The sequence below is a fragment of the Polynucleobacter sp. Fuers-14 genome (genome assembly GCF_018882045.1).
Classification (GTDB): Bacteria; Pseudomonadota; Gammaproteobacteria; order Burkholderiales; family Burkholderiaceae; genus Polynucleobacter.
This window is the reverse complement of the sequence record NZ_JACVPG010000001.1, coordinates 28,870-54,384: the sequence shown is the minus strand read 5'-3', so window position 1 is coordinate 54,384 and position 25,515 is coordinate 28,870. Positions and strand designations below refer to the sequence as shown.

Genomic DNA, 25,515 nt, shown 5'->3' with positions numbered 1-25,515 from the left:
ATTGGCACTATGATGAAAACACTTGAAGTTGATCTTGGCAATCGCAGTTACCCAATTTATATTGGCAAAGATCTGATTGATCAAGCAAGCTTATTTAAGGCCTGCGAAAAAGCAACTTCTATTTACATCGTAAGTAACACTACGGTTGCTCCTCTCTATGCCGAGCGCCTGACTGAAACGCTCAGCACTTTTGGGAAGCCTGTTAGAACAATTGTTCTACCTGATGGCGAGTCATATAAAGACTGGAAAAATCTGCAGTTGATTTTTGATGACCTTTTAAAATTTGGCGCTGATCGCCATACCATGTTGGTTGCTTTGGGTGGTGGCGTAATAGGCGATATGACTGGATTTGCTGCCGCTAGCTTTATGCGCGGCATTCGCTTTATCCAAGTTCCCACTACCTTGCTTGCTCAGGTGGACTCTTCCGTTGGGGGCAAGACTGGTATCAATCATCCGCTAGGTAAAAATATGATTGGTGCCTTTCATCAGCCGGCCGCTGTGATTGCCGATCTAAATACTTTAAAGACTCTACCTCCGAGAGAGCTGTCTGCCGGTCTTGCTGAAGTTGTAAAGCATGGCGCTATTGCCGATGCCCAATTCTTAGATTGGATTGAATCCAATGCAGCACCACTACTTACCTGCGACACAGAAGCAATGGGGCATGCCGTTTTACGTTCCTGTGAAATTAAATCGGCAGTGGTTTCTGCCGATGAAAGAGAGGGCGGTATCCGTGCAACTCTCAATTTTGGTCATACCTTTGGTCACGCAATTGAAGCGGGTATGGGCTACGGAGAATGGTTACATGGTGAAGCTGTTGGATGCGGCATGGTGATGGGAGCGGATCTATCGCGTCGACTCAATTACATTAGCGACGCTGATGTTCAGCGCCTCACTAAAATTATCCAATCTATGAATTTACCCATTACACCGCCAAAGTTTGGTGCGGGGCGCTATATGGAGCTCATGCAAGTTGATAAAAAAACTGAGGGTGGGCAAATCCGTTACGTCGTTTTAGAAAAAATTGGTAAAGCCCAGATTAAAAGCGTAGCGGATGCGCAAGTGATTGAAACTCTAAGTGCTACTGGCGCAGCTTAAATCAAGCTCATATTGATTGCTTGACCAGCTTGAGCGCTCGCAAACTCAGTCAAATCGTTCAATAGCTCTCTCCCCGTTTTGGTATCTAGCCACAAGGGTTGTGCCATCGTGCCAGCCCAACGATAGTGATAACCGCCGGATTTGGCAGCAACCCAAATCTCATGCAAAGGTGGTTGGGTATTGATCACAATGACACTTTTATCCTTAAAACGAATATTGATCACATTCCCACCCTGGCGCTCGATATCCAAGTCGAGATCCAACGCATCATCAGCAGCCTCCAATGCCACCTCTATAGATTGCAATAAATTGCTTCCTAGCTGATAAAACTGCTTGTCATCAATGGTTTCTACGCCTGGATTATTTGGATTCATACCGGAGTCCTGCATGCTATATTCAATCATTCGTTTTAGAGACATTCATGATAGCGATTCTTAATAGAACCCTCTGCTTTAGCCTTCTAATATCCCTTTTTGGGTGTGGGGTAAGGGGGCCTCTATATATGCCAAATGTGCCGCCAGTTCCGCCTGCTCCTTCAGAGCCAGAACCCAAAGGCAAGCTATACCCTCCTCAAACCTCCGCTAGCCCAAGCAACTCTTCATCGGCCAAGTAATGACAAGCAAAGCAATCCCCCTTCCTAAGTTATCTGGGTTTACTGAACGCGATGGCAATTGGTATGCCGAAGAAATTCCACTTGCAGATTTAGCAAAAGAATTTGGTACACCGCTATATATCTATAGCAAAAAAGCATTGACTGAAGCCTACCAAGCCTACGACAAGGCATGCGTTGATAGCAACGGTAAGCGTCGTGCTCGCGTACACTACGCCATGAAAGCCAATAGCAATTTAGCGGTAATTGATTGCTTTAAAAAACTGGGTGCTGGATTTGATTTAGTGAGTGGCGGTGAGTTAGCTCGTGCATTAGCAATTGGCGCAGATCCAAAGAGCTTGGTATTTGCCGGCGTAGGTAAATCTGCCGCCGAGATCGCCACTGCCCTCAAGGCTGGCGTCAAATGCATCAACGTAGAATCGATTGCTGAACTGCACAAAATTAATCGCGTAGCCACTGAACTCAACTGCCGCGCCCCAATTTCTTTGCGTGTTAATCCTGATGTAGATGCACAAACCCATCCCTATATTTCTACTGGACTTAAGGGCAATAAATTTGGCATCGCCTATCACGAGATTTTAAAAACCTATCTTGAAGCATCACAACTTTCTCAAATAGATGTAGTTGGAATTGATTGTCATATTGGTTCACAGATCACCACTACCGCCCCCTATTTAGATGCCCTGGATAAAGTCTTAGATCTTGTCGCGCAACTGAAAAAAGAAGGTATTGTGATTCACCATCTTGATCTCGGTGGTGGTCTTGGCATTTCTTATAGCGATGAAACTCCGCCAGACATTACTGACTTTACGAATACCTTATTGAATCGAGTGGCTGAGCGTGGTTTTGGTCACCTTGACGTTGTGCTTGAGCCAGGCAGGTCATTAGTAGGCAATGCTGGCGTGCTACTAACCACCGTGGAGTATTTAAAGCCTGGCGCCGAAAAGAACTTCTGCATTGTTGATGCCGCTATGACCGAACTGATGCGCCCCGCCCTATATGAAGCACATCATGGAATAGTTCCCGTACAAAAGAAGGCAGCAAAAGCATTGACCTATGACATCGTTGGTCCTGTTTGCGAATCTGGCGACTGGCTGGGAAGAGATCGCCCTCTTGCAGTAGAAGAGGGTGACCTTCTGGCTATTCTGTCTGCTGGCGCTTATGGTTTTGTAATGGCGTCCAACTACAACACACGCCCTAAACCTGCAGAGATTATGGTTGACGGAAAAAATGCTTACGTGATTCGTGCCCGTGAAAAAACTTCTGAGTTGTTTTCATCGGAAACAGTTTTGCCAAATTAATAATCCGTAAAAGTTTTAGACAATAAAAAACCCCGCTGAAGTAGCGGGGTTTTTTGTTTTAATGCTTTAGCTTATTAATGCAAACCTGCGATGTAATCGGCCACCGCTTTCATTTCTTTATCCGAAAGCTTTGAAGCAATCGTTGTCATTTGACTACTGTTGGTGCGCACGCCTTCACGGAACGCTAGCAACTGGGCATTACTGTATTCAGCCCATTGACCACCTAGGAGCGGGTACTGAGCAGGAATACCAGCGCCTGTTGGGCTGTGGCAGGCAGCACAAGCTGGAACGCCTTTTGCTGCAATACCGCCACGATAAATACTTTGGCCTAATGCGATTGTTTCTTTATCTTGAGCAACACCCTGGGAGATTGGCTGCTTAGATAAAAAAGCGGAGATATTTTGCATATCTTCTTGAGTCAGAGTGGCGGCCATACCCATCATGATTGGATTTGCGCGAGTGCCTTCTTTAAAGTTTTTCAACTGCTTTGTGAGGTATGCAGCATGCTGTGCGGAAAGCTTTGGCCATGTACCAATCGCACTTTGACCTTTAGGGCCATGGCAAGTGATACAGGCGGTTACGCCACGAGTTGCATCACCATTTGAATACAGTGCTTCACCCGCGGCCGGATCAACCTTAGGTTTACCTGGAACTTCTGCTTTAGCTTCTGGAGCGGCTGCCATAGGAGCAGCATCGGCAGCAAAAGCTGCACCAGATACGCAGATCAGAGCGAAAATGGAGAGAACCGCAAAACCAGCCCGTAAGCCAGTTAATTTGGAGATTTGAGAGGTTTGACGCATTATGTTTACCTTGGCAAAAATTCCTAAAAGTGTTTGGGCCCTGCATTTACAACCTTTTACCCAACACCATGAGATATTTCATGATTTTGCGTGATTTTACAATAGCTTCTGGACATGTCTAAACTCTTTCAAGCCCGATTCGCCACTACAGTCAATGACACCCATTGTCTGCCTGCCACCCCGCTGCGAGAGGTGGCCTTCGCCGGCCGCTCAAATGCGGGCAAATCTAGCGCCCTTAACATCCTTTGCAACCAAAAAAGGCTAGCTTTTGCCAGTAAAACGCCTGGACGCACCCAACATATCAACTATTTCGGTGTTTTTGCAAAAGATGACCTGCTGGCTTATTTGGTTGACTTACCAGGCTATGGTTATGCAGCAGTCAATCACGAGACCAAATACCACTGGAATGCCCTTCTAAGTGACTATCTACAAGAGCGGGAGCAGTTAGTAGGCATGATCCTGATTGTGGACTCTAGACGCGGAATAACCGACCTGGATGAGCAAATGATTCAATGGTTTGTACCTACCGGCAAACCAATTCATGTTTTGCTGAGTAAGTGCGACAAATTGAATAAAAGCGAGTGTAAGCATGCTCTTGAGGCGGTCACTAAGCGACTGCAGCAGTATGACCCAGCCCTACCGGATGGAACAGGTGACTCTAAGCAACTTACGGCACAATTATTTTCAAGCACCAAACGGATTGGCCTAGAAGAGGCAGATAATTTAATTATTAAATGGTTATTTGAAGCAGAAACTCATGAAGATGAAATCACCAGCTAACTCATTGCTTAATTTTCCTGGACATCGTCCTCGCCGCATGCGTCGTGATGATTGGTCACGTCGCCTCATGCAAGAGAACAATGTTTCGGCCAATGATTTAATCTACCCCGTCTTTCTACTTGAAGGTCAAGGCAAATCCGAAGCAGTTGCCTCTATGCCTGGTGTTAACCGCCTTTCATTAGACCTACTCATGCCGGTTGCTCAAGAATGTGTAGATTTAGGCATTCCGGTACTTGCGCTTTTTCCAGTAATCGATAGCGGATTAAAAACGCCCGATGGCAAGGAGGCCTTTAATCCAAAAGGGCTTATTCCTACGGCTGTTCGCGAACTCAAAAAACGTTTCCCCAATTTAGGCATCATGACTGATGTAGCACTTGATCCATATACAAGCCATGGTCAAGATGGCGTGCTCGATGAGCAAGGTCGTATTCTGAATGATGAAACAACCGCGATCTTAGTTCAGCAAGCGCTCACACAAGCAGAAGCTGGTGTTGATATTGTTGCACCATCAGACATGATGGATGGGCGCATCGGAAAAATTCGTGAAGCGCTCGAGCAAAAGAATTTAATTCACACCCGAATCATGGCTTACTCAGCTAAATATGCCTCTGCCTTTTATGGCCCCTTTAGAGATGCAGTTGGTTCTGCAAAAAACCTAGGTAAGGCCGATAAAAAAACATATCAAATGGATTGCGCCAATAGCGACGAGGCTTTGCGGGAGGTGGCTCTTGATATCAGCGAAGGTGCAGATATGGTCATGGTGAAGCCTGGTATGCCTTATTTGGATATCGTCCGTCGCGTCCGTAAAGAGTTTGACTACCCCACCTATGCCTATCAAGTAAGCGGTGAATATGCGATGCTTAAAGCTGCGGCACAGAATGGCTGGCTAGATCATGATGCTGTCATGATGGAATCATTGCTCGCATTTAAGCGCGCAGGCGCTGATGGGGTTCTGACATACTTTGCACTCGAAGCAGCACGCCTACTTAAAACAAACGCAGCACTCAATAAAAAACAAATTTGATTTTTATTGAGTGCTTGCTGCCTGTTTTAATCGTTCAATAAAACGCTGGGGTGGCATGTAGCCAATCACACGTTGATCTTTTAGCTCTTCTGAATTTTGATTAAAGATCAGAATTCCTGGGGGACCAAATAAACCGAAGCGCTTCAGTAATGCCTGGTTCTCAGGGCTGTTTGCAGTAACGTCCGCTTGCAATAAGACAAACTGTTTTAGCTCTTTACTTACTTCTGGATTTGAAAAGGTACTTACTTCCATCTCCTTACAGCTAATACACCAGTCCGCATAAAAATCTAGGAGGACCACTTTCTTCCCCTCTTTGGCTTTGCTTAATTGCGCATCCAACTCCGCAGGCGAATGAATCACCACAAAAGATAAATCACCTACTTGATGAATACTCTGGCCATTGACTGTTTTTGTGGTTCCCGCAAGATCATTTTTCTGGATCAATGGCGAGGCAATCCATACTGCCGTGGCGACCAGAAGAACTCCCAAGGTACGCTGCAAATAAACCATCCAAATACCCGTGGATGGAATCAGAATACGGGCCTCAATCGCAATAAAAAATAGTGGCAAACCCATTCCTAGGGCCATTACAAAAAGGAGTCCTGCGCCTAGGCTCATAGAGCCGGTTTGCGCAATAAAGGCCAAAACGCCCGCTAGGGGCGCAGTAATACAGGGGCTGGCCACTAAAGTAGAAATACCCCCCAAAGCAAAAGCGCCAAACACATTGCCGCCCTTTTGACGCCCTGCCAACCGATCTACATGGTGATGCCATGATTGCGGCAACCGAAGGTCATATAAGCCAAATAAACTGCCTGAAAGGGCTAAAAGTAATAGGGCAAAAGCAGCTAATGCGAAGGGACTCTGCAAAGCCCGCTGTACGCTCCCACCAAGGGCTGCCATAAGCACTCCTGCCAAGGCGTATACCAATGCCATACCAAAAACATAGGCCAGCGCTAAGATGCTGGCACGCCCCTTGGTTACAGCCTTACCGTCTTGAGTGCCAAAGATAACGCTCGACAAAATAGGCAACATGGGAAGGATGCAGGGTGTAAAAGCGAGCGCAAGCCCCAATACAAAGAAAGCTAGCAATAAATAAGCAGTTGAAGTGCTTTCTAAAAAGCGAGCAATAGCATTGACGTCATCACGCTCACGCCATAAATCAGCCAAGCGGAATTCGCCACTAGCCTGGGTGTTAGACAAAGGCATACTATCTAAAGCATCTGGAATCGGAGCAACCTTAACCCCGGGACCGGCGAGTAAAAATTTCAGGGTCATAGGTGGATAGCAAATGCCTGCCTCCGCGCAACCTTGCAGTGTTACAGCTGCATGGATCGGCTTGCCATCGGCAGGCTTTATATCTAAAAGTACTAGGAAGGGTTCTTTATAAACTTGCAGTTTTTTCTGAAAAGTCTCATCAAACTTCACCACACCCGTTGGCAATGAAGGCCTTATATTGATTAGCTTCTCGGCCTGCGTGCCCGCTTGAAACTTTAAAGATTCTTGATAGATGTAATAGCCTTTAGCAGGCAAAAATTCCAGCTCCACTTGATTGGAATTTTCCAACCAAGTAGCCTCCACTCGGAACGCTTTCTCTGGGGGCAAGAAATCCGGCGCAGCAAAAACTTGCGCGGACAGGAATAAAAATAGGGCAAAGACCTTTGCTACAAAGGAATGCATTCTCATGACTTCGAATTTACCTCAGACTGTACCCACTTGCCGTATTGCTTTTCATATTGCTCCGGGGAAAAGGCCAATATTTCTGGTAAGTCATAAGGATGCGCGCTTTGAATAAAGGCTGAAATCTCAGGCCACTTTGACTCAGTCGTTTTTGCCGCAAGCAATACTTCATGCTCCTCGCAAACTTTACCCTCCCAGCGATAAATCGATTGAATGCCGTTTGTAAGCTGCACACAAGCAGCGAATTTTCTCTCCACCAAGGCTCTTGCCAAAGCTGTGGCAGCCTCCAGATTGGGAAGACTCGTAAGCACTACCAAAAGCTTACTGGAATTAGCTGGAGAGTTTTCAAACATTCTGTATTTATAACCGGATAAATGAAAAAAGCCAGACCGAAGCCTGGCTTTTTACCGCAACACCGAGACTTAAGCCTCTTCAGTTACTGCTGTTTCTTCAACTTCTGGGCGATCTACCAACTCAACCAAAGCCATTGGTGCATTGTCGCCATGACGGAAGCCAAACTTCAAAATACGAAGGTAGCCACCTGGACGTGTTGCGTAACGTGGGCCGAGCTCTGTGAAGAGTTTAGCTACGATATCGCGATCACGTGTGCGATTGAATGCTAAGCGACGGTTTGCTAAGTTGTCTTTTTTACCTAAGGTAATCAAGGGCTCAACAACCATGCGCAATTCTTTTGCTTTTGGCAAAGTCGTTTTAATGACTTCGTGCTCCAAAAGTGAATTGGACATGTTGCGCAGCATCGCTAGGCGATGTGATGATGTTCTGTTTAGTTTGCGTAAGCCGTTTCCGTGACGCATGATGCTTCCTTTCTAATTATTTCTCGAGGTTAGCTGGAGGCCAACTTTCGAGTTTCATGCCAAGACTTAAGCCACGAGCAGCCAATACATCTTTGATTTCATTCAAAGATTTGCGACCCAGATTAGGCGTCTTCAACAATTCATTCTCAGTACGTTGAATCAAGTCACCGATGTAGTAAATGTTCTCAGCCTTCAAGCAGTTTGCAGAGCGAACTGTGAGCTCGAGATCATCAACCGGACGCATCAACATTGGATCAACCATTGATGAGCGGCTTGGTGCTAAATCACCAGAAACTTCGCTGCTCTCAAGAGCCGCGAATACAACTAATTGATCAACCAAGATGCTAGCTGCTTGACGAATTGCTTCTTCAGGAGACAACACACCGTTAGTTTCAATCGTCATTACTAAACGATCGAGGTCGGTACGTTGCTCAACACGAGCAGACTCAACAGCATAGCTAACACGACTTACTGGGCTGAATGAGGCATCCAACACAATACGACCAATGATCTTAGTAGCTTCGTCGCTGTACTGACGAACGTTACCAGGTACATAACCACGGCCTTTTTCAACCTTGATCTGCATGTCCAACTTACCACCAGCTGACAAGTGAGCGATCACATGATCAGGGTTCATGATTTCTACATCATGTGGCAAGTCGATATCTTTTGCTGTAACAACGCCTGGGCCTTCTTTACGCAAATTGATAGTAACTTCATCACGTGACTGCAATTTAAATACGATACCTTTGAGGTTCAACAAGAGGTTTACTACGTCCTCTTGAACTCCATCCAATGTGGAGTACTCATGAACAACACCAGCAATAGCTACTTCAGTTGGCGCATAACCAACCATCGAGGACAAGAGTACGCGACGTAATGCATTTCCGAGTGTGTGGCCATAGCCACGCTCGAACGGCTCCATAACAACCTTAGCTTGGTTGGCGGTAAGCGCTTCAACAGAAATAATCTTTGGCTTGAGCAAATTTGTTTGCATATTTTTTCCTTGAGAGTGCCTAATTAGCGTGAATACAATTCGACGATCAAACTTTCATTAATTTCACCGCTAATATCTTCACGGTCAGGCACTTGCTTAAATGTTCCCTCGAGCTTAGTTGCGTCAACTGAAACCCAAGTAACAGCTGCCATTTGTCCAACCAAATTGAGTGATTCTGCAATACGCGCTTGCTTCTTCGCTTTTTCACGAATCGCAACTACATCACCAGGCTTAACCTGAATTGATGGAATATTAACAGGGCTACCATTGAGCAAAATTGCACAGTGAGAAACCAACTGACGTGCTTCAGCGCGTGTTGAACCAAAACCCATGCGATAAACCACATTGTCTAAACGTGACTCAAGCAACTGGAGCAATGTTTCGCCAGTGTTGCCCTTACGACGCTCTGCTTCTGCGAAGTAACGACGGAATTGACGCTCTAACACGCCGTAGATACGCTTAACCTTTTGCTTTTCACGCAATTGATTACCGTAATCAGATGTTCTTGAGCCAGATGTACGGCCATGTTGACCAGGCTTAGTATCTAACTTGCACTTGTCTGACAGGGCGCGACGAGCGCTCTTTAAAAATAAGTCGGTACCTTCCCGACGTGCTAATTTGGCCTTAGGCCCTAAGTAACGTGCCACGATGCTTTCCTTTCTTTGCCGCAGTCTTACGACCGACGGTGAGTTCGCCTTTTAAAACAGGCGAACAGTGGGCTTTAATAAAAAACTACTGAAACTGTTGTACTGCCAACTTCCAAGCTTAAATACGACGACGCTTAGGAGGACGGCAACCATTATGTGGAACTGGAGTTACGTCTTGAATCTCAGTGATCTTGATACCTAATGAGTTCAGTGCACGAACTGCTGATTCACGACCTGGGCCTGGGCCTTTGATTTGAACTTCCAAGTTCTTGATGCCGCATTCAACAGCTGCTTTACCAGCAACTTCTGCAGCTACCTGAGCAGCAAAAGGTGTTGATTTACGTGAGCCCTTGAAACCCTGGCCGCCAGAAGTTGCCCATGAAAGCGCATTTCCTTGACGATCAGTGATCGTAATGATGGTGTTATTAAAAGAAGCATGAACGTGTGCAATACCGTCAGCAACGTTCTTTTTAACCTTCTTACGAGCGCGCTGTGAAGCGGCGGAAGCGGATTGTTGTTTTGCCATGTCAATAAACTTTCTTGATTATTTCTTCAGTTGCACGCCAGACTTACGCGGGCCCTTACGGGTACGAGCGTTTGTCTTAGTACGTTGACCACGTACAGGCAAGCCCTTACGATGACGTACGCCACGGTAGCAACCTAAGTCCATCAAACGCTTGATGCTCATAGTTACTTCACGACGAAGGTCACCTTCAGTGATGAACTTACCTACTTCATCACGTAACTTTTCCAAGTCAGCGTCAGTAAGATCTTTAACTTTTTTATTGATTGCAACACCTGTGGTTTGACAAATTTTGTTAGCACGAGTTGTGCCAATGCCAAAAATAGCTGTTAAACCGATAACAGTATGTTGATGATTTGGGATGTTTACCCCAGCGATACGTGCCATGAGATTTCCTCTTAATTAACCAGATCAGCCTTGACGCTGCTTATGACGTGCGTCTGAAGAACAGATCACGCGAACAACGCGTTTGCGCTTAATGATCTTGCAATTTCTGCAAATACACTTAACGGATGCTAAAACTTTCATAACTCACCTCTAAAAAAATTGGTACTTCTTAATCTTTACTTCGCGCGGAAAATGATTCTGGCGCGCGTTAGGTCGTAAGGAGTCATCTCCACCGTCACCTTGTCTCCCGGCAAAATACGGATGTAATGCATCCGCATCTTTCCGGAAATGTGCCCTAGAACCACATGTCCGTTTTCCAGCTTCACGCGAAACATCGCGTTCGGCAAATTCTCTACAACTTCTCCCGCCATCTGAATTACATCGTCTTTAGACATTCAGTTAAGCGCCCATCTTAAAGTTGGCTTTCTTCATCAAAGAGCCGTACTGCTGCTGCATCACGAATGACTGGACTTGAGCCATGAAATCCATTGCAACAACCACAATAATCAACAATGAAGTACCGCCGAAATAGAACGGCACGTTGTACTTCAATACTAAGAATTCTGGCAACAAGCAAACCAAAACCATATAAATTGCACCGGCCAAAGTTAAGCGCACCAAGATCTTATCGATATAACGCGCTGTTTGGTCGCCCGGACGAATACCAGGAACAAATGCGCCACTTTTCTTCAAGTTCTCAGCAGTTTCACGGCTGTTAAATACCAATGCGGTATAGAAGAAACAGAAGAAAATAATCGCTGCTGCGTACAAAATGGTGTACACAGGTTGACCGGGAGCTAAAGTCGCTGCTAAGTCTTTAATAATTCTGCTGAACATATTGGTTGGCTCACCTGATGTAAACCAGCCAGCAATCGTTGCGGGGAACAAAATAATCGATGAAGCAAAAATCGGAGGAATAACACCTGCCATGTTTAACTTCAATGGGAAGTAAGAAGATTGGCCGCCGTAAATCTTATTACCAACTTGACGCTTGGCGTAGTTCACCAAGATCCGGCGCTGACCACGCTCTACAAACACCACAAAATAAGTTACCGCTACTACGATCACAACGATCAAGAGAGCAGAAATAATATTCATTGAGCCAGTACGTACCAACTCTAACAAGCTTGCCAATGCATTTGGTAAACCAGAAACAATACCGCCAAAAATGATGATGGAGATACCATTACCCAAGCCACGCTCAGTAATTTGCTCACCCAACCACATTAAGAACATTGTGCCTGTTACCAAAGTAACTACTGTATTCAATTCAAACATCAAACCTGGGTTAATCACTAAACCTGGTTGAGCCTGCAAAGCAACGGAAATACCTAATGCTTGGAATGTAGCCAAGAATACAGTGCCGTAGCGCGTGTACTGAGTAATCTTCCGTTGACCTGCTTGGCCTTCTTTTTTCAAAGACTCTAGAGAAGGCACAACAATCGTCATTAACTGCATGATGATCGATGCAGAAATGTACGGCATGATTCCCAAAGCAAATACCGTGAAGCGAGATAAGGCGCCACCAGAGAACAAGTTGAACATTCCCAAGATGCCGTCTTTTTGACCAGAAAACAACTGTGCCAATTGATCTGGATCGATTCCAGGGACTGGAATATGAGCACCCAAACGGAACACGAGCAAAGCCAACACCAGAAAGACTAAGCGTTGGCGTAATTCGCCAAACTTACCACCTGTTGCTGCAGTGCTTGCGTTATTGGTAGGTGCTAATGCCATATCTACTAAAAGACCTATTAAACTAATTCAACCAATTTGCCGCCGGCTGCTTCGATAGCTGCTTTTGCGCCGGCAGTTGCTGTAATACCCTTGAGGGTTACAGCAATCTTGAGTTCGCCAGTCTTGATAACCTTAACTGCATTGATTTGCTCACCAGCAAAGCCGTGTGCCTTCAATACCAATAAGTCCACTTCTGGCAAATTGATTTTTGCTAAATCGTTCAATGTAATTTGACCAACGTGACGACGTGTCAAAGACACGAAACCGCGTTTAGGCAAACGACGATACATAGGCATCTGACCGCCTTCAAATCCAACCTTGTGGAAACCACCAGAACGGGATTTTTGACCTTTGTGACCACGGCCAGCAGTTTTACCAAGACCAGAACCAATGCCGCGTCCAACGCGACGACGGTTTTTCTTGGAGCCTTCTGCAGGTTTAATTGTGTTGAGTTGCATATTCTTCGCCTATTTACTTGCTAGTTATTAGCCAACGACTTTAACTAGATAAGAAACTTTATTAATCATGCCGCGAACAGCTGGAGTGTCTTCCAATTCAGAAACTGAATTGATTCGACGAAGGCCTAAGCCTCGTACAGTTGCACGGTGGCTTTCGCGTGTACCGATCAAGCTGCGTACTAATTGCAGTTTGACTTTGGAGTTAGTTGTTGTCATTTGTAGATTCCTAATCTTTTGGTCTTAGCCGAGAATCTCTTCAACTGACTTACCGCGTTTAGCAGCAATCTCAGCAGGAGTACTCATTTTGCTCAAACCATCAATGGTTGCACGAACCAAGTTGTATGGGTTTGTAGAGCCAAGTGACTTAGCAACCACATTTGTTACGCCCATTACGTCGAAAATTGCGCGCATTGGGCCACCAGCGATAATTCCAGTACCGTCTTTAGCTGGAGAAATCAAAACGCGTGATGCGCCATGTTGGCCAGTAACAGTGTGCTGCAAAGTACCTTTACGCAAAGTTACCTTGATCATCTTGCGACGAGCTTCGTCCATTGCTTTTTGAACTGCAACTGGAACTTCTTTTGATTTGCCTTTACCCATGCCGATGCGGCCATCGCCATCGCCAACTACAGTCAGTGCAGCGAAGCCGAGAATACGACCACCCTTAACCACTTTAGTTACACGATTAACAGCAATCATCTTCTCGCGAAGACCATCATCACGCTCTTCGTTTTGCATCTTAGTTTGCATTTTTGCCATGTTTTTTCCTAAACCCTATTAGAACTTCAGGCCGGCTTCACGCGCAGCTTCAGCTAAGGCCTTAATACGGCCGTGGTAACGATGACCGGAGCGATCAAATGCAACATCAACAATGCCTGCCTTAACAGCACGCTCAGCAACTAACTTGCCGATTTGTTTTGCCGCTTCAGCGTTGCCGCCGTTTTTGATTGCTTGGCGCAAATCTTTTTCCATTGTTGAAGCAGCTGCTACAACTTTGGTTCCGCATGGGCTATAAACCTGGGCAGAAATATGAGTATTGCTACGGATAACTGTTAAGCGATTTGCCAAAGCTTCGGCAATGCGAATACGAGTCTGCCTAGCGCGTCTTTGTCTGGATTCGTCTTTATTCATTTTTTAATCTCGCTTACTTCTTCTTAGTTTCTTTCAGATGCACAACCTCATCCACGTAGCGAACGCCTTTGCCTTTGTATGGCTCTGGTGAACGGTATGCGCGAACTTCAGCTGCGACCTGGCCAACTTGCTGCTTGTTGGAACCTTTGATAATGATTTCAGTTTGAGTTGGAGTCTCAGCCTTCACACCCTTTGGCAGGTTGTAAATAATGTCGTGTGAGAAACCTAACTGCAATTTCAATGTTTCGCCTTGAGCAGCAGCACGGTAACCAACGCCTACCAAGCTGAGCTTGCGCTCAAAGCCAGCAGTTACGCCAACAACCATGTTGTTAACCAAAGCACGGGCTGTACCTGACTGTGCACCAGCTTCTGGTGAGTCGTTATTTAAAACAACTATCAATACGCCATCTTCTTGTTTCAAACCAACAGAAGGATGCAAGTTGTGTGTCAAAGTACCCAATGGGCCTTTAACAGTAACGTTTGCACCGTTGATGCTGATTTCAGCGCCCTTGGGAACTGTAATTGGTGATTTACCTACGCGGGACATATTTCGCTCCTTAAGCTACGTAGCAAATAACTTCGCCGCCCACGCCTGTTGCACGTGCTTTACGGTCTGTCATTACGCCTTGAGGGGTTGAAATAATTGCAATGCCCAAGCCATTCATTACTTCTGGAATGTCATGGCGGCCTTTATAGATACGCAGACTTGGTGTTGATACACGGTCAATACGCTCAATAACAGGACGGCCTGCATAGTATTTGAGATCAATATGGAGCACTGGCTTAGCTGCTTCACCTTTGATTTCAAAACTTTCGATATAGCCTTCATCTTGCAAAACTTTTGCGATGGCTACTTTTACTTTTGACGACGGCATCAAGACTACGGGTTTCTGCACTGCTTGCGCATTGCGGATCCTTGTCAACATGTCGGCGATTGGATCGCTGATACTCATGAGTTCTCCTAATTCTTTCGCCGCTTACCAGCTGGCCTTGGTTAAACCGGGGATTTCGCCACGGAAGGCGATTTCACGAATCTTGCTACGAGCCAAACCGAATTTACGGAATGTGCCACGTGGTCGACCGGTTAATGAACAACGATTTCTTTGACGAATCGGGCTTGCGTTACGTGGAAGTGCCTGTAGCTTCAAGCGAGCTTCATAGCGCTCTTCATCGCTGCGTGACTGATCAGCAATGATCGCTTTGAGTTCGGCACGCTTTACAGCGTACTTCTCTACAGTTTTTGCGCGCTTATTCTCGCGCTCAATTAGGGATAGTTTTGCCACGTTAGCCTCTTAATTGCGGAAAGGGAATTTGAATGCTGCCAACAAAGCTTTTGCTTCTTCGTCGGTTTTAGCAGTCGTCGTAATACTGATATTGAGACCGCGGAGGGCATCAATCTTGTCGTATTCGATTTCAGGGAAAATGATTTGTTCTTTAACGCCGATGTTGTAGTTACCACGGCCGTCAAATGCTTTACCAGAGATACCGCGGAAGTCACGTACTCGTGGCAATGCAACAGTAACGAAACGATCCAAGAATTCGTACATGCGTGCACCACGCAATGTCACCATGGCACCGATTGGGTAGCCTTGACGAATTTTGAAACCTGCAATCGCTTTTTTGGCTTTAGTTACAACTGGCTTTTGGCCCGCAACTTTAGTTAAATCGCCAACTGCATTTTCGATAATTTTCTTATCGTTCACTGCATCACCCAAGCCCATGTTCAGGGTAACTTTGGTGATACGTGGAACTTCCATTACAGATTTGTAACCAAATTTGGCGATCAAATCTGCAACAACTTTAGCTTGATAGTGTTCTTGAAAACGTGTGCTCATAATTTCTCCGTGCCCCTTATGCGCTTAAAGTTGCGCCAGTGGTTTTGAGGAAACGCTGCTTTTTACCATCAACGAGTTTGATACCAACACGTGATGGCTTGCCGTTACCGTCAACCACAGCCACATTAGAAATGTGAACAGGCATCGTCTTGTCAATCATGCCGCCAGTAACACCGGCAGCTGGATTTGGCTTAACGCTCTTTTTATAAATGTTTACGCCTTCGATCACTAACTTGTTCTCGAGAACGGCTGTAACAGTTCCTTGCTTGCCCTTATCGCGACCAGTCAACAGAACTACGGAATCACCTTTACGAATCTTTTTCATATCAGCCTCTTAAATAACTTCGGGGGCGAGAGAAACGATCTTCATGAACTTTTCAGTACGCAACTCGCGCGTCACTGGTCCAAAGATACGTGTGCCAATTGGCTCTAACTTAGCGTTGAGCAATACCGCAGCGTTGCCATCGAACTTAATCAATGAACCATCTGGACGGCGAACACCCTTAGCAGTTCTCACTACTACGGCGTTATAAATGTCACCTTTTTTAACACGGCCACGTGGAGCAGCAGACTTAACGCTGACTTTGATGACATCACCGATACTGGCGTAACGACGCTTAGAGCCGCCCAATACCTTGATGCACAACACTTCACTGGCGCCTGTGTTATCGGCAACCTGTAATCTACTTTCGGTTTGTATCATTTCTAATCCCCAACTTATTGGCCAAAGGCAAACAGTCTTGGTTCCGTCTATGGGCTTTAACGAGAGTTAAAACCCGGAATTAATGAAAAACACTGCTTCTCCAATAAAACCAGAGAAGCCTTCTATTCTACTACGTAAAAAAGGGATTTGGGAAGAATCTTCACCAAAATCCCCAATATTTCTTTAAATACCCTTTGAAGCCTCAACCAAACGGGTCACAACCCAAGATTTAGTGCGTGAAATTGGCTTAGATTCAGCAATTTCAACGGTATCACCCATCTTGTATGTGCCAGCTTCGTCATGAGCGTGGTACTTTTTAGATTGGCCAACGTATTTACCGATCACTGGATGCTTAACTTGACGCTCAACCAACACCGTCACAGTTTTTTGCATTTTGTCGCTAACAACGCGTCCCACGAGGGTGCGGCGCAAGGGTTTAGATAATTCTGTCATATCCCTTTTTCCTTATTTCTGTGCAGTCTTTTGGGCGATAAAAGTCTTCACACGAGCGATGTCGCGCTTATTTTTACCCAATTGGCTGGTATTTGTGAGTTGCTGAGTGCCTTTTTGCATACGGAGCTTGAAACCGGTCTTTAGCAACTCGGTTAACTCTGCATTCAATGCATTCAGATCTTTTGAAGCTAATTCTGTATTTTTCATAATCTCTATCCCGATCAACCTAAGTGGCGAATCACGAAAGTGGTCTGTAAAGGCAACTTAGCAGCAGCAAGCTTGAAAGCTTCGCGCGCCAATTGCTCGTCAACACCGTCCATCTCGTAGAGCACTTTGCCTGGTTGAATTTCAGCTACGTAGTACTCTGGATTACCTTTACCGTTACCCATACGTACTTCAGCAGGTTTTTGTGAAATTGGCTTATCTGGGAAAATACGAATCCAAATACGGCCACCACGTTTAATGTGACGAGTCATTGCACGACGTGCTGACTCGATTTGACGAGCAGTCAAACGACCACGGCCAACGGCCTTCAATCCAAAGTCACCAAAGGCTACGGAACTACCACGTGTTGCCACGCCAGTGTTACGACCTTTTTGTTCCTTACGATACTTGCGACGCTTTGGTTGTAGCATGCTTACTCTCCTGACTTCTGCGTATCTGCGGCAGGTGTTTCAACCTTACGCACACGCTTTACTGCTGGCTTAGCAGCAACTAATGGCTTGTCTGTGCCAGCGGCTGGTTTACGAGCAGCTGTCTTGCTTGGGGCACGACGAGTTTTCTTTTCTTCGGCAGCTGGTTCAGCGGATGGAGCAGCTACTTGAGCTTCTGCATCACGACCCAATGTGTCACCTTTGTATACCCAAACTTTTACACCAATGATGCCGTATGTAGTTTCAGCTTCTGATGTTGCGTAATCAATATCAGCCTTCAATGTATGAAGTGGAACGCGACCTTCGCGATACCATTCGCGACGAGCAATCTCAGCACCATTCAAACGACCTGATGACATGATCTTGATACCTTGTGCGCCAAGACGCATTGCATTTTGCATTGCACGCTTCATCGCACGACGGAACATGATACGTTTTTCGAGCTGCTGAGTAATTGAGTCAGCAATTAATTGCGCATCAACTTCTGGCTTACGAATTTCTTCAATGTTTACGTGGACTGGAACACCCATACGCTTTTGCAATTCGCGGCGGAGCACTTCAATATCTTCGCCTTTTTTACCGATTACAACGCCTGGACGTGAGCTATAGATAGTAATGCGGGCATTCTTTGCAGGACGCTCAATCACAACTTTACTTACGGATGCATTCTTCAACTTCTTCTTGAGATAGATGCGGACATCTACGTCCTCTTTCAACATCTTCGCGAAGTCAGTATTGTTTGCATACCAACGTGATGTCCAATTCTTCGTTACCGCGAGTCGGAATCCGGTTGGGTTTATCTTTTGTCCCATATCTTTCCTTAGTTACTCAAGGTCACGGTAATGTGACATGTTTGTTTTTCAATTTGATTACCACGACCCTTAGCGCGTGCTGTGAAGCGCTTCAAGGAAGTGCCTTTATCAACAATAATTGTTGAAACCTTGAGCTCATCAATATCAGCACCTTTATTGTGTTCAGCGTTGGCCACTGCAGACTCAACCACTTTTTTCACAATGAAGGCAGCTTTCTTGGGGCTGAAATTCAAAATGTTTAATGCGCGTGCAATTGGCAAACCACGAATTTGGTCTGCGACCAAACGTGTCTTTTGCGCAGAAATGCGGGCGCTCTTGTGAATAGCTTTAACTTCCATCATCATCCCCTTACTTCTTCGTTACTTTCTTGTCGGCAGCGTGACCTTTGAAAGTACGGGTCAAGGCAAATTCGCCTAACTTATGACCCACCATGTTTTCTGATACATAAACCGGAACGTGTTGACGACCGTTATGCACAGCAATCGTCAGACCAATAAAGTCTGGGAGGATTGTTGAACGGCGTGACCAAGTTTTGATCGGCTTTTTGTCTTTGTTGGCTTGTGCGACTTCAACCTTGTTTACCAAGCTGGCTTCGCAAAATGGGCCTTTTTTAGCTGAACGTGTCATATCTATTTTTCCTTAATCGCTTAACGCTTTTGACGACGTTGAACGATCATCGATGTTGTACGCTTGTTACGACGTGTACGATAACCTTTGGTTGGAGTGCCCCATGGAGATACTGGTACACGGCCTTCGCCAGTTTTACCTTCACCACCACCATGCGGGTGATCTACTGGGTTCATTGCCACACCGCGAACGGTTGGGCGAATACCACGCCAGCGATTTGCACCAGCTTTACCGATAACACGCAAGCTGTGCTCTTCGTTACCAACTTCACCAATAGTGGCGCGGCACTCAATCAGAACACGACGCACTTCGCCTGAGCGCAAACGCACTTGAGCGTATACGCCTTCACGGGCTAGCAATACTGCTGAACCACCGGCCGAGCGTGCTACTTGAGCACCCTTACCTGGCATGATTTCTACACAGTGAATTGTGCTACCAACAGGAATATTACGGATTGGCAAGTTATTGCCAGACTTAATTGGAGCCTCTGAACCACTCATCAAGGCTTGACCAACAGTCATTCCTTTAGCAGCCAGAATGTAGCGACGCTCACCATCAGCAAACACGATCAATGCAATATTTGCACTACGGTTTGGATCGTATTCCAAGCGTTCAACTTTTGCTGGAATACCATCTTTGTCATTGCGTTTGAAATCAACAACACGATAGTGATGCTTATGACCACCACCTTTATGACGGGTAGTGATGTGACCATTATTGTTACGACCCGCTTTTTGGAATTGTGGCTCTACTAACGCTGCAAAAGGTTTACCTTTATGCAGGTCAGGATTTACCACCTTGACCATTGAACGACGACCTGGTGAGGTCGGTTTTGTCTTCATCAAAGGCATGATTAATTCGCCTCCGCTTCAAAGTTAATTTCTTGACCTGGCTTCAAGCTTACGTAGGCCTTCTTAGTGTGGTCACGACGACCTTCAAAACGGCCGTAGCGCTTAGGCTTACCCTTTTGATTCACGATTTGAACTGAGTCAACTTGCACTTTGAAGAGCAATTCAACTGCTTGTTTTACATCGAGCTTATTTGCGTCGCGAGCTACTTGGAAAACTACTTGTTCGTTTTTCTCTGCAACCATAGTGGCTTTTTCAGAGATAACCGGTCCAAGCAGAACCCTCATTAGATTGTGATCATTTTTACGGACTTGGCTCATTTCAGCAACTCCTCAATTTTTGCGATCGCAGCTTTGCTAACCAACACTTTTTTGTATTGGACCAAAGCTAATGGATCAGCGTGCTGTGGCTCACATACGGCAACCTTATGCAAGTTACGTGATGCCAAGTACAAATTCTCGCTAACCTGATCAACAATAATCAAGACTGAATCCAAGCCCATTGCTTTAACTTTGTCAGCTAAAACTTTAGTCTTTGGAGCGTCAAGAGAAAATTGATCAACAACATTCAAACGACCTTCGCGAGCTAACTGAGACAAAATAGATCTCATACCAGCGCGGTACATTTTCTTGTTTACTTTTTGGCTGAAATTCTCTTCTGGAGAATTCGGGAATATACGGCCACCTCCACGCCACAGCGGGGAAGAGCTCATACCAGCACGTGCACGACCAGTACCTTTTTGACGCCAAGGTTTCTTGGTTGTGTGCTTAACTTGCTCACGGTCTTTTTGTGCACGGTTACCGCTACGTGCATTAGCTTGGTAAGCCACTACAACTTGGTGTACCAATGCTTCGTTATATTCACGTTCGAATACTTCTGGTGAAGCTTGTACGCCTGCACCTAAAGTACCGTTGTCTTGGAGAAGCTTAAGTTCCATATTCGCTCTCCTTATTTCTTCTTCAACGGTGTCTTCACCGCTGGAGTAACAATAACTTTACCGCCTGGGGCACCTGGAATGGCGCCTTTAACCATGATCAGATTACGTTCTGAATCAATGCGTGCGATGACTAAATTTTGAACTGTACGTGTAACGTCACCCAAGTGACCGGTCATACGCTTACCAGGGAAAACTCGACCTGGATCTTGCGCCATACCGATAGAGCCTGGTACGTTATGTGAACGTGAGTTACCGTGGGATGCACGACCAGAAGCGAAGTGATAACGCTTGATGGTACCTGCGTAGCCCTTACCGATAGACACGCCTTGTACGTCCACTTTTTGACCAGCAGTAAATGCAGTGTCAGCAGGAATAACTTGTCCTGGTGTCATCTCTGCAATTTTTGCTGCGTCTAATTGGAATTCGTTGAGGCCGTTACCTGCCATCACACCAGCTTTGGCGAAGTGACCAGCCATTGCTTTAGTAACGCGAGTAGCTCTACGCGTGCCATGTGCTAACTGGATAGCATCATAGCCATCAGTTGCCTGGGTCTTGATTTGAGCGATTCTGTTGTCGCTCACGTCAATTACGGTCACAGGAATTGAATCCCCTTCGTCCGTAAATAGACGGGTCATGCCGACCTTGCGGCCGATTAAGCCTAAGCTCATATTCATGCTCCACGCCGACTTCGATTGGTCGGCAAAATTAATTTAAGTGATTTACAAGTAAAAGTACTTCTAAATCAATAACTTACAACGTTTTTAGTGCTGATAAAACTAAGATTTTCGCCCAAATAATTGAGCGAAGCCTTAGATTCTATCCCGAAAACCCAGTCTTGACAAGCAAAAAGACCGGAAACAACAAATTACTGCAACTTAATTTCGACGTCCACACCTGCTGGGAGATCTAATTTCATCAAAGCATCTACAGTTTTCTCTGTAGGATCAACGATATCCATCAAACGGAGATGGGTGCGGATCTCTAACTGATCACGGGATGTCTTGTTCACGTGTGGTGAACGCAAGATATCAAAACGCTCAATACGGGTTGGCAAAGGTACTGGACCCTTAACAACTGCACCAGTGCGCTTAGCTGTATCAACGATTTCAGCTGCAGACTGGTCGATCAAACGGTAATCAAATGCTTTAAGGCGAATACGAATTTTTTGGTTTTGCATATTAATTCCAAAGAGCGTTGTGGTGCTGCCACGTTATACATCTAAAGAGCTCGGTGACATCAGCAGCACTGATGTCACCGGTTAGCAAACCGCTAAATATTTTTATTAAAACTTACTACTTAAGCCAAAATCTTTGCAACCACGCCGGCGCCAACAGTACGGCCACCTTCACGGATCGCAAAACGTAAACCTTCTTCCATCGCGATTGGCGCGATGAGTTTTACGGTAATCGTGACGTTATCGCCAGGCATGACCATTTCTTTGTCTTTTGGCAACTCGATTGAACCAGTTACGTCCGTTGTGCGGAAGTAAAACTGTGGACGATAGTTGTTAAAGAATGGAGTATGACGACCACCTTCATCTTTACCCAAGATGTACACCTCGGCTGTAAAGTGAGTATGTGGGGTGATTGAACCTGGCTTAGCCAATACTTGGCCGCGCTCAACTTCTTCACGTTTTGTACCGCGTAACAAGATACCAACGTTATCGCCTGCTTGACCTTGGTCGAGCAATTTACGGAACATTTCAACACCAGTACAAGTGGTCTTGAGTGTTGGCTTGATACCGATGATTTCGATCTCTTCGCCTACTTTAACGATACCGCGCTCGATACGGCCTGTAACAACAGTACCGCGACCGGAGATAGAGAACACGTCTTCTACTGGCATCAAGAACGCGCCGTCAACAGCACGCTCTGGAGTTGGGATGTATGTATCGAGTGCTTCAGCCAATTTCATGATGGCTTCTTTACCCAATGGGCCTTCGTCGCCTTCTAAAGCTAACTTAGCAGAACCTTGGATGATTGGTGTGTCATCGCCAGGGAAGTTGTACTTAGATAAAAGCTCACGAACTTCCATTTCAACGAGCTCTAACAATTCAGCGTCATCAACCATGTCGCACTTGTTCAAGAACACCACGATGTAAGGAACACCCACTTGGCGTGCCAAGAGGATGTGTTCACGAGTTTGTGGCATTGGGCCGTCAGCAGCAGAACAAACCAAAATAGCGCCGTCCATCTGAGCAGCACCAGTAATCATGTTCTTCACGTAGTCAGCATGTCCTGGGCAATCCACGTGTGCGTAGTGACGGTTTGCTGTCTCGTACTCAACGTGCGCAGTATTAATCGTAATACCACGTGCTTTTTCTTCAGGAGCAGCATCGATCTGATCGTATGCTTTAGCTTCGCCACCGAATGCTTTAGAAAGCACGGTTGCAATTGCTGCTGTCAATGTAGTTTTACCGTGGTCAACGTGACCGATGGTGCCTACGTTTACGTGCGGTTTTGTCCGCTCGAATTTTTCTTTTGCCATTTTTGTCTGCCTTCTTTAGCTAGTCAATATTCAAAATTAATGTGGATAAATTACTTCGCTTTAGCAGCCATAACTGCTTCAGCAACGTTCTTCGGTGCTTCGGAATAATGCTTAAACTCCATGGTGTAGGTAGCGCGACCTTGGGTCAACGAGCGCAAGCCAGTTGAGTAACCAAACATCTCTGCCAACGGCACTTCAGCGCGAACAATCTTACCGCCGCCTGGAATGTCGTCCATACCTTGCAAAATACCGCGACGGGATGAGAGATCGCCCATTACGTTACCCATGAAATCTTCTGGTGTTTCTACTTCAACAGCCATCATCGGCTCAAGTAACACTGGCGCTGCTTTACGCATACCGTCTTTGAATGCCATAGAGCCCGCCATCTTAAATGCGTTTTCATTGGAGTCAACATCATGGTATGAACCGAAGAACAATGTAGCTTTGATATCAACGACTGGATAACCAGCCAAAATACCGGAGTTCAATGTTTCGCGAATTCCTTTTTCTACAGCAGGGATGTATTCGCGTGGAACTACACCGCCCTTAATAGCGTCAATGAATTCAAAACCTTTACCTGGCTCTTGTGGCTCAAGCTTCAATACCACGTGACCGTATTGACCGCGACCACCAGACTGCTTAACAAACTTACCTTCGATTTCTTCGCAAACTTTACGAATAGTTTCGCGATAGGCAACTTGTGGCTTACCAACAGTGGCTTCAACACCAAATTCACGACGCATACGATCAACCAAAATTTCCAAATGGAGCTCGCCCATTCCAGAAATAATTGTCTGGCCAGACTCTTCATCCGTTTTAACGCGGAAAGAAGGATCTTCTTGTGCCAAGCGGTTCAAAGCAAGGCCCATTTTTTCTTGGTCAGGCTTAGTTTTTGGCTCAACAGCTTGTGAGATCACTGGCTCTGGGAATACCATGCGCTCCAAAATAACAATGCTATCTGGGTCGCACAATGTTTCGCCAGTAGTTGCATCTTTTAGACCAACTGCAGCAGCGATATCCCCTGCGTAAACTTCTTTAATTTCTTCACGTTGGTTTGCATGCATTTGCAATAAACGACCAACACGCTCTTTCTTACCCTTGATTGGGTTGTAGATTGTGTCGCCAGATTTCATTACGCCCGAGTAAACGCGGAAGAAGATGAGCTGGCCAACAAATGGGTCAGTCATGATCTTAAATGCCAATGCAGAGAATTTCTCAGCATCGTCAGCTTTACGTGTAGTTGGTGTGCCGTCTTCCAATTCACAAGGAACAGGTGGAACGTCTAATGGGGATGGCAACAACTCAACCACCGCATCCAACATCGCCTGAACGCCTTTGTTTTTGAAAGCAGTTCCGCACATCATTGGAATGATTTCATTAGCAATCGTACGTTGACGCAACGCTTTTTTGATTTCTTCTTCGGTTAACTCTTCGCCACCGAGATACTTCTCCATCAACTCTTCTGAACTTTCAGCAGCGGCCTCAACCATCTTTTCGCGCCACTCATCTGCAGATGCCTTTAATTCAGCAGGAATCTCTTCGTAGCTAAACTTAGTGCCTTGTGAAGCCTCATCCCAATAGATGGCCTTCATTTTTACCAAGTCCACAACGCCCTTGAAGTTTTCTTCAGCGCCAATAGGAATCTGGATCAAGATAGGATTTGCTTTAAGGCGTAACTTCATCTGGTCATAGACCTTAAAGAAGTTCGCACCGGTGCGGTCCATCTTGTTTACGAAAGCCAAACGTGGAACTTGATACTTGTTAGCTTGACGCCAAACAGTTTCAGATTGGGGCTGTACACCACCTACCGCACAGTAAACCATGCAAGCACCATCCAAAACGCGCATTGAACGCTCAACTTCAATAGTGAAATCTACGTGTCCTGGGGTATCAATAATATTGATGCGGTGCTCTGGGAAATTACCAGCCATACCCTTCCAGAACGTTGTAGTAGCAGCAGAAGTAATCGTGATACCACGCTCTTGCTCTTGTTCCATCCAGTCCATGGTTGCAGCGCCATCATGTACTTCACCAATCTTATGATTAACACCGGTGTAGAACAAAACGCGTTCTGTAGTTGTTGTCTTGCCTGCGTCAATGTGCGCAGAGATACCAATATTGCGGTATCTGTCGATGGGGGTTTTACGTGCCACTGTTGGTGCCTTTTCTTTACTATTT

The 25,515-nt window shown here is 45.8% G+C and carries 40 protein-coding genes; 5 read left to right on the top strand and 35 right to left on the bottom strand.

The annotated features are described in order from the left end of the window. Positions 1 to 12 precede the first annotated feature (12 nt). Positions 13 to 1,095, top strand: coding sequence for a 3-dehydroquinate synthase (aroB, locus tag ICN40_RS00360; protein WP_255561061.1), 1,083 nt, complete (start codon positions 13 to 15; stop codon positions 1,093 to 1,095). On the opposite strand, the gene cyaY is transcribed toward aroB, so the two are convergent. After that, entirely contained in the window at positions 1,092 to 1,514 is a 423-nt protein-coding gene (cyaY, locus tag ICN40_RS00355) for an iron donor protein CyaY (protein WP_255561056.1), read from the bottom strand. The two genes, aroB and cyaY, sit on opposite strands and share 4 nt — an antisense overlap. 2 nt (positions 1,515 to 1,516) lie before the next feature. On the opposite strand from cyaY, the gene ICN40_RS11875 reads away from it, so the two are divergent. Both ICN40_RS11875 and lysA read left to right on the top strand, forming a co-directional pair. Continuing rightward, positions 1,517 to 1,708: a lipoprotein gene (locus ICN40_RS11875; RefSeq protein WP_072582079.1), complete on the top strand. Its 192-nt coding sequence runs from the start codon at positions 1,517 to 1,519 to the stop codon at positions 1,706 to 1,708. Continuing rightward, positions 1,708 to 3,006 carry a diaminopimelate decarboxylase gene (gene lysA / locus ICN40_RS00345; protein ID WP_216241226.1) on the top strand — a complete coding sequence of 433 codons (1,299 nt, stop codon included), beginning with the start codon at positions 1,708 to 1,710 and terminating at the stop codon, positions 3,004 to 3,006. Before ICN40_RS11875 ends, lysA begins: the two co-directional genes overlap by 1 nt. A 74-nt stretch (positions 3,007 to 3,080) precedes the next feature. On the opposite strand, the gene ICN40_RS00340 is transcribed toward lysA, so the two are convergent. After that, on the bottom strand, positions 3,081 to 3,806 hold the full coding sequence (locus ICN40_RS00340; protein WP_216241223.1) for a cytochrome c: 726 nt from the start codon (positions 3,804 to 3,806) through the stop codon (positions 3,081 to 3,083). Positions 3,807 to 3,920: 114 nt separating this feature from the next. On the opposite strand from ICN40_RS00340, the gene yihA reads away from it, so the two are divergent. Beyond that, on the top strand, positions 3,921 to 4,586 hold the full coding sequence (yihA, locus tag ICN40_RS00335; protein WP_072582077.1) for a ribosome biogenesis GTP-binding protein YihA/YsxC: 666 nt from the start codon (positions 3,921 to 3,923) through the stop codon (positions 4,584 to 4,586). Continuing rightward, positions 4,564 to 5,610: a porphobilinogen synthase gene (hemB, locus tag ICN40_RS00330; RefSeq protein WP_374222770.1), complete on the top strand. Its 1,047-nt coding sequence runs from the start codon at positions 4,564 to 4,566 to the stop codon at positions 5,608 to 5,610. Before yihA ends, hemB begins: the two co-directional genes overlap by 23 nt. Positions 5,611 to 5,613: 3 nt before the next feature. Here hemB and dsbD read toward each other — a convergent pair whose 3' ends face one another. The 33 genes from dsbD to fusA all read right to left on the bottom strand — a co-directional run bounded on the left by dsbD (position 5,614) and on the right by fusA (position 25,490). Then, positions 5,614 to 7,293, bottom strand: coding sequence for a protein-disulfide reductase DsbD (gene dsbD / locus ICN40_RS00325; protein ID WP_216241221.1), 1,680 nt, complete (start codon positions 7,291 to 7,293; stop codon positions 5,614 to 5,616). After that, complete coding sequence (cutA, locus tag ICN40_RS00320; protein ID WP_216241219.1) at positions 7,290 to 7,640, bottom strand: divalent-cation tolerance protein CutA; 351 nt, start codon at positions 7,638 to 7,640, stop codon at positions 7,290 to 7,292. The genes dsbD and cutA overlap by 4 nt, the downstream gene beginning before the upstream one ends. 69 nt (positions 7,641 to 7,709) lie before the next feature. Beyond that, positions 7,710 to 8,102: a 50S ribosomal protein L17 gene (rplQ, locus tag ICN40_RS00315; protein WP_072582073.1), complete on the bottom strand. Its 393-nt coding sequence runs from the start codon at positions 8,100 to 8,102 to the stop codon at positions 7,710 to 7,712. Positions 8,103 to 8,118: 16 nt separating this feature from the next. Beyond that, the gene (locus ICN40_RS00310) at positions 8,119 to 9,099 is read right to left on the bottom strand and encodes a DNA-directed RNA polymerase subunit alpha (protein WP_215321281.1); all 981 of its coding nucleotides are present in this window, start codon (positions 9,097 to 9,099) and stop codon (positions 8,119 to 8,121) included. Positions 9,100 to 9,122: 23 nt separating this feature from the next. Further along, positions 9,123 to 9,746, bottom strand: a complete 624-nt coding sequence (gene rpsD, locus ICN40_RS00305) for a 30S ribosomal protein S4 (protein ID WP_216241217.1) — start codon at positions 9,744 to 9,746, stop codon at positions 9,123 to 9,125. A gap of 118 nt (positions 9,747 to 9,864) precedes the next feature. Further along, the gene (gene rpsK / locus ICN40_RS00300) at positions 9,865 to 10,272 is read right to left on the bottom strand and encodes a 30S ribosomal protein S11 (protein ID WP_011901923.1); all 408 of its coding nucleotides are present in this window, start codon (positions 10,270 to 10,272) and stop codon (positions 9,865 to 9,867) included. Between the two features lie 18 nt (positions 10,273 to 10,290). Continuing rightward, on the bottom strand, positions 10,291 to 10,656 hold the full coding sequence (rpsM, locus tag ICN40_RS00295) for a 30S ribosomal protein S13 (RefSeq protein WP_071464450.1): 366 nt from the start codon (positions 10,654 to 10,656) through the stop codon (positions 10,291 to 10,293). 24 nt (positions 10,657 to 10,680) lie between these two features. Next, the gene (rpmJ, locus tag ICN40_RS00290) at positions 10,681 to 10,797 is read right to left on the bottom strand and encodes a 50S ribosomal protein L36 (RefSeq protein WP_012357167.1); all 117 of its coding nucleotides are present in this window, start codon (positions 10,795 to 10,797) and stop codon (positions 10,681 to 10,683) included. Positions 10,798 to 10,832: 35 nt separating this feature from the next. After that, entirely contained in the window at positions 10,833 to 11,051 is a 219-nt protein-coding gene (gene infA / locus ICN40_RS00285; protein ID WP_068320132.1) for a translation initiation factor IF-1, read from the bottom strand. A gap of 4 nt (positions 11,052 to 11,055) precedes the next feature. Continuing rightward, a complete protein-coding gene (secY, locus tag ICN40_RS00280) occupies positions 11,056 to 12,393 on the bottom strand; it encodes a preprotein translocase subunit SecY (RefSeq protein ID WP_072582070.1) in 1,338 nt (445 codons plus the stop codon). A gap of 17 nt (positions 12,394 to 12,410) precedes the next feature. Continuing rightward, on the bottom strand, positions 12,411 to 12,851 hold the full coding sequence (gene rplO / locus ICN40_RS00275; RefSeq protein WP_071464448.1) for a 50S ribosomal protein L15: 441 nt from the start codon (positions 12,849 to 12,851) through the stop codon (positions 12,411 to 12,413). A gap of 27 nt (positions 12,852 to 12,878) precedes the next feature. After that, complete coding sequence (gene rpmD / locus ICN40_RS00270) at positions 12,879 to 13,067, bottom strand: 50S ribosomal protein L30 (RefSeq protein WP_046329387.1); 189 nt, start codon at positions 13,065 to 13,067, stop codon at positions 12,879 to 12,881. 24 nt (positions 13,068 to 13,091) lie between these two features. After that, positions 13,092 to 13,610: a 30S ribosomal protein S5 gene (gene rpsE, locus ICN40_RS00265; protein ID WP_011901917.1), complete on the bottom strand. Its 519-nt coding sequence runs from the start codon at positions 13,608 to 13,610 to the stop codon at positions 13,092 to 13,094. A gap of 18 nt (positions 13,611 to 13,628) precedes the next feature. After that, positions 13,629 to 13,982 (bottom strand): 50S ribosomal protein L18, encoded by a 354-nt coding sequence (gene rplR, locus ICN40_RS00260; RefSeq protein ID WP_046329386.1) that lies wholly within the window; start codon positions 13,980 to 13,982, stop codon positions 13,629 to 13,631. 13 nt (positions 13,983 to 13,995) lie between these two features. Continuing rightward, positions 13,996 to 14,529: a 50S ribosomal protein L6 gene (gene rplF, locus ICN40_RS00255; RefSeq protein ID WP_216241215.1), complete on the bottom strand. Its 534-nt coding sequence runs from the start codon at positions 14,527 to 14,529 to the stop codon at positions 13,996 to 13,998. A 10-nt stretch (positions 14,530 to 14,539) separates the two neighbouring features. Next, positions 14,540 to 14,935: a 30S ribosomal protein S8 gene (gene rpsH / locus ICN40_RS00250; protein WP_011901914.1), complete on the bottom strand. Its 396-nt coding sequence runs from the start codon at positions 14,933 to 14,935 to the stop codon at positions 14,540 to 14,542. 24 nt (positions 14,936 to 14,959) lie between these two features. After that, positions 14,960 to 15,265 (bottom strand): 30S ribosomal protein S14, encoded by a 306-nt coding sequence (rpsN, locus tag ICN40_RS00245; RefSeq protein WP_011901913.1) that lies wholly within the window; start codon positions 15,263 to 15,265, stop codon positions 14,960 to 14,962. Positions 15,266 to 15,274: 9 nt separating this feature from the next. Then, positions 15,275 to 15,817 (bottom strand): 50S ribosomal protein L5, encoded by a 543-nt coding sequence (gene rplE / locus ICN40_RS00240; RefSeq protein ID WP_046329383.1) that lies wholly within the window; start codon positions 15,815 to 15,817, stop codon positions 15,275 to 15,277. A 16-nt stretch (positions 15,818 to 15,833) separates the two neighbouring features. Further along, positions 15,834 to 16,142, bottom strand: a complete 309-nt coding sequence (gene rplX, locus ICN40_RS00235) for a 50S ribosomal protein L24 (RefSeq protein WP_011901911.1) — start codon at positions 16,140 to 16,142, stop codon at positions 15,834 to 15,836. 9 nt (positions 16,143 to 16,151) lie between these two features. After that, positions 16,152 to 16,520, bottom strand: a complete 369-nt coding sequence (gene rplN / locus ICN40_RS00230; RefSeq protein WP_072582069.1) for a 50S ribosomal protein L14 — start codon at positions 16,518 to 16,520, stop codon at positions 16,152 to 16,154. Between the two features lie 183 nt (positions 16,521 to 16,703). Then, positions 16,704 to 16,973, bottom strand: coding sequence for a 30S ribosomal protein S17 (gene rpsQ, locus ICN40_RS00225; protein ID WP_011901909.1), 270 nt, complete (start codon positions 16,971 to 16,973; stop codon positions 16,704 to 16,706). A gap of 12 nt (positions 16,974 to 16,985) precedes the next feature. Beyond that, positions 16,986 to 17,180: a 50S ribosomal protein L29 gene (rpmC, locus tag ICN40_RS00220; RefSeq protein WP_068320118.1), complete on the bottom strand. Its 195-nt coding sequence runs from the start codon at positions 17,178 to 17,180 to the stop codon at positions 16,986 to 16,988. 14 nt (positions 17,181 to 17,194) lie between these two features. After that, positions 17,195 to 17,608, bottom strand: a complete 414-nt coding sequence (gene rplP / locus ICN40_RS00215; RefSeq protein ID WP_011901907.1) for a 50S ribosomal protein L16 — start codon at positions 17,606 to 17,608, stop codon at positions 17,195 to 17,197. A 2-nt stretch (positions 17,609 to 17,610) separates the two neighbouring features. Further along, entirely contained in the window at positions 17,611 to 18,438 is an 828-nt protein-coding gene (gene rpsC / locus ICN40_RS00210) for a 30S ribosomal protein S3 (RefSeq protein WP_216241213.1), read from the bottom strand. Between the two features lie 8 nt (positions 18,439 to 18,446). Continuing rightward, a complete protein-coding gene (gene rplV / locus ICN40_RS00205; RefSeq protein WP_202816811.1) occupies positions 18,447 to 18,779 on the bottom strand; it encodes a 50S ribosomal protein L22 in 333 nt (110 codons plus the stop codon). 7 nt (positions 18,780 to 18,786) lie between these two features. Next, entirely contained in the window at positions 18,787 to 19,065 is a 279-nt protein-coding gene (gene rpsS, locus ICN40_RS00200) for a 30S ribosomal protein S19 (protein WP_046329379.1), read from the bottom strand. Between the two features lie 20 nt (positions 19,066 to 19,085). After that, a complete protein-coding gene (gene rplB / locus ICN40_RS00195) occupies positions 19,086 to 19,916 on the bottom strand; it encodes a 50S ribosomal protein L2 (RefSeq protein WP_215321274.1) in 831 nt (276 codons plus the stop codon). 2 nt (positions 19,917 to 19,918) lie between these two features. Continuing rightward, complete coding sequence (gene rplW, locus ICN40_RS00190) at positions 19,919 to 20,233, bottom strand: 50S ribosomal protein L23 (RefSeq protein WP_072582065.1); 315 nt, start codon at positions 20,231 to 20,233, stop codon at positions 19,919 to 19,921. Beyond that, positions 20,230 to 20,850: a 50S ribosomal protein L4 gene (gene rplD / locus ICN40_RS00185; protein ID WP_011901901.1), complete on the bottom strand. Its 621-nt coding sequence runs from the start codon at positions 20,848 to 20,850 to the stop codon at positions 20,230 to 20,232. Before rplD ends, rplW begins: the two co-directional genes overlap by 4 nt. Before the next feature lie 11 nt (positions 20,851 to 20,861). Beyond that, a complete protein-coding gene (gene rplC, locus ICN40_RS00180) occupies positions 20,862 to 21,518 on the bottom strand; it encodes a 50S ribosomal protein L3 (RefSeq protein WP_072582122.1) in 657 nt (218 codons plus the stop codon). 197 nt (positions 21,519 to 21,715) lie between these two features. Then, positions 21,716 to 22,027 carry a 30S ribosomal protein S10 gene (gene rpsJ, locus ICN40_RS00175; protein WP_011901899.1) on the bottom strand — a complete coding sequence of 104 codons (312 nt, stop codon included), beginning with the start codon at positions 22,025 to 22,027 and terminating at the stop codon, positions 21,716 to 21,718. Positions 22,028 to 22,146: 119 nt separating this feature from the next. Next, positions 22,147 to 23,337 carry an elongation factor Tu gene (gene tuf, locus ICN40_RS00170; RefSeq protein WP_071464430.1) on the bottom strand — a complete coding sequence of 397 codons (1,191 nt, stop codon included), beginning with the start codon at positions 23,335 to 23,337 and terminating at the stop codon, positions 22,147 to 22,149. Positions 23,338 to 23,387: 50 nt separating this feature from the next. Continuing rightward, positions 23,388 to 25,490: an elongation factor G gene (fusA, locus tag ICN40_RS00165; RefSeq protein WP_072582064.1), complete on the bottom strand. Its 2,103-nt coding sequence runs from the start codon at positions 25,488 to 25,490 to the stop codon at positions 23,388 to 23,390. Positions 25,491 to 25,515 lie beyond the last annotated feature (25 nt).

Bases quoted from the DNA above. Each gene is read 5' to 3' on its own strand.
- aroB (WP_255561061.1), top strand. From the start codon at position 13: ATGAAAACACTTGAAGTTGATCTTGGCAATCGCAGTTACCCAATTTAT.
- cyaY (WP_255561056.1), bottom strand. From the start codon at position 1,514: ATGTCTCTAAAACGAATGATTGAATATAGCATGCAGGACTCCGGTATG.
- ICN40_RS11875 (WP_072582079.1), top strand. From the start codon at position 1,517: ATGATAGCGATTCTTAATAGAACCCTCTGCTTTAGCCTTCTAATATCC.
- lysA (WP_216241226.1), top strand. From the start codon at position 1,708: ATGACAAGCAAAGCAATCCCCCTTCCTAAGTTATCTGGGTTTACTGAA.
- ICN40_RS00340 (WP_216241223.1), bottom strand. From the start codon at position 3,806: ATGCGTCAAACCTCTCAAATCTCCAAATTAACTGGCTTACGGGCTGGT.
- yihA (WP_072582077.1), top strand. From the start codon at position 3,921: ATGTCTAAACTCTTTCAAGCCCGATTCGCCACTACAGTCAATGACACC.
- hemB (WP_374222770.1), top strand. From the start codon at position 4,564: ATGAAGATGAAATCACCAGCTAACTCATTGCTTAATTTTCCTGGACAT.
- dsbD (WP_216241221.1), bottom strand. From the start codon at position 7,293: ATGAGAATGCATTCCTTTGTAGCAAAGGTCTTTGCCCTATTTTTATTC.
- cutA (WP_216241219.1), bottom strand. From the start codon at position 7,640: ATGTTTGAAAACTCTCCAGCTAATTCCAGTAAGCTTTTGGTAGTGCTT.
- rplQ (WP_072582073.1), bottom strand. From the start codon at position 8,102: ATGCGTCACGGAAACGGCTTACGCAAACTAAACAGAACATCATCACAT.
- ICN40_RS00310 (WP_215321281.1), bottom strand. From the start codon at position 9,099: ATGCAAACAAATTTGCTCAAGCCAAAGATTATTTCTGTTGAAGCGCTT.
- rpsK (WP_011901923.1), bottom strand. From the start codon at position 10,272: ATGGCAAAACAACAATCCGCTTCCGCCGCTTCACAGCGCGCTCGTAAG.
- rpsM (WP_071464450.1), bottom strand. From the start codon at position 10,656: ATGGCACGTATCGCTGGGGTAAACATCCCAAATCATCAACATACTGTT.
- rpmJ (WP_012357167.1), bottom strand. From the start codon at position 10,797: ATGAAAGTTTTAGCATCCGTTAAGTGTATTTGCAGAAATTGCAAGATC.
- infA (WP_068320132.1), bottom strand. From the start codon at position 11,051: ATGTCTAAAGACGATGTAATTCAGATGGCGGGAGAAGTTGTAGAGAAT.
- secY (WP_072582070.1), bottom strand. From the start codon at position 12,393: ATGGCATTAGCACCTACCAATAACGCAAGCACTGCAGCAACAGGTGGT.
- rplO (WP_071464448.1), bottom strand. From the start codon at position 12,851: ATGCAACTCAACACAATTAAACCTGCAGAAGGCTCCAAGAAAAACCGT.
- rpmD (WP_046329387.1), bottom strand. From the start codon at position 13,067: ATGACAACAACTAACTCCAAAGTCAAACTGCAATTAGTACGCAGCTTG.
- rpsE (WP_011901917.1), bottom strand. From the start codon at position 13,610: ATGGCAAAAATGCAAACTAAGATGCAAAACGAAGAGCGTGATGATGGT.
- rplR (WP_046329386.1), bottom strand. From the start codon at position 13,982: ATGAATAAAGACGAATCCAGACAAAGACGCGCTAGGCAGACTCGTATT.
- rplF (WP_216241215.1), bottom strand. From the start codon at position 14,529: ATGTCCCGCGTAGGTAAATCACCAATTACAGTTCCCAAGGGCGCTGAA.
- rpsH (WP_011901914.1), bottom strand. From the start codon at position 14,935: ATGAGTATCAGCGATCCAATCGCCGACATGTTGACAAGGATCCGCAAT.
- rplE (WP_046329383.1), bottom strand. From the start codon at position 15,817: ATGAGCACACGTTTTCAAGAACACTATCAAGCTAAAGTTGTTGCAGAT.
- rplX (WP_011901911.1), bottom strand. From the start codon at position 16,142: ATGAAAAAGATTCGTAAAGGTGATTCCGTAGTTCTGTTGACTGGTCGC.
- rplN (WP_072582069.1), bottom strand. From the start codon at position 16,520: ATGATACAAACCGAAAGTAGATTACAGGTTGCCGATAACACAGGCGCC.
- rpsQ (WP_011901909.1), bottom strand. From the start codon at position 16,973: ATGACAGAATTATCTAAACCCTTGCGCCGCACCCTCGTGGGACGCGTT.
- rpmC (WP_068320118.1), bottom strand. From the start codon at position 17,180: ATGAAAAATACAGAATTAGCTTCAAAAGATCTGAATGCATTGAATGCA.
- rplP (WP_011901907.1), bottom strand. From the start codon at position 17,608: ATGCTACAACCAAAGCGTCGCAAGTATCGTAAGGAACAAAAAGGTCGT.
- rpsC (WP_216241213.1), bottom strand. From the start codon at position 18,438: ATGGGACAAAAGATAAACCCAACCGGATTCCGACTCGCGGTAACGAAG.
- rplV (WP_202816811.1), bottom strand. From the start codon at position 18,779: ATGATGGAAGTTAAAGCTATTCACAAGAGCGCCCGCATTTCTGCGCAA.
- rpsS (WP_046329379.1), bottom strand. From the start codon at position 19,065: ATGACACGTTCAGCTAAAAAAGGCCCATTTTGCGAAGCCAGCTTGGTA.
- rplB (WP_215321274.1), bottom strand. From the start codon at position 19,916: ATGCCTTTGATGAAGACAAAACCGACCTCACCAGGTCGTCGTTCAATG.
- rplW (WP_072582065.1), bottom strand. From the start codon at position 20,233: ATGAGCCAAGTCCGTAAAAATGATCACAATCTAATGAGGGTTCTGCTT.
- rplD (WP_011901901.1), bottom strand. From the start codon at position 20,850: ATGGAACTTAAGCTTCTCCAAGACAACGGTACTTTAGGTGCAGGCGTA.
- rplC (WP_072582122.1), bottom strand. From the start codon at position 21,518: ATGAGCTTAGGCTTAATCGGCCGCAAGGTCGGCATGACCCGTCTATTT.
- rpsJ (WP_011901899.1), bottom strand. From the start codon at position 22,027: ATGCAAAACCAAAAAATTCGTATTCGCCTTAAAGCATTTGATTACCGT.
- tuf (WP_071464430.1), bottom strand. From the start codon at position 23,337: ATGGCAAAAGAAAAATTCGAGCGGACAAAACCGCACGTAAACGTAGGC.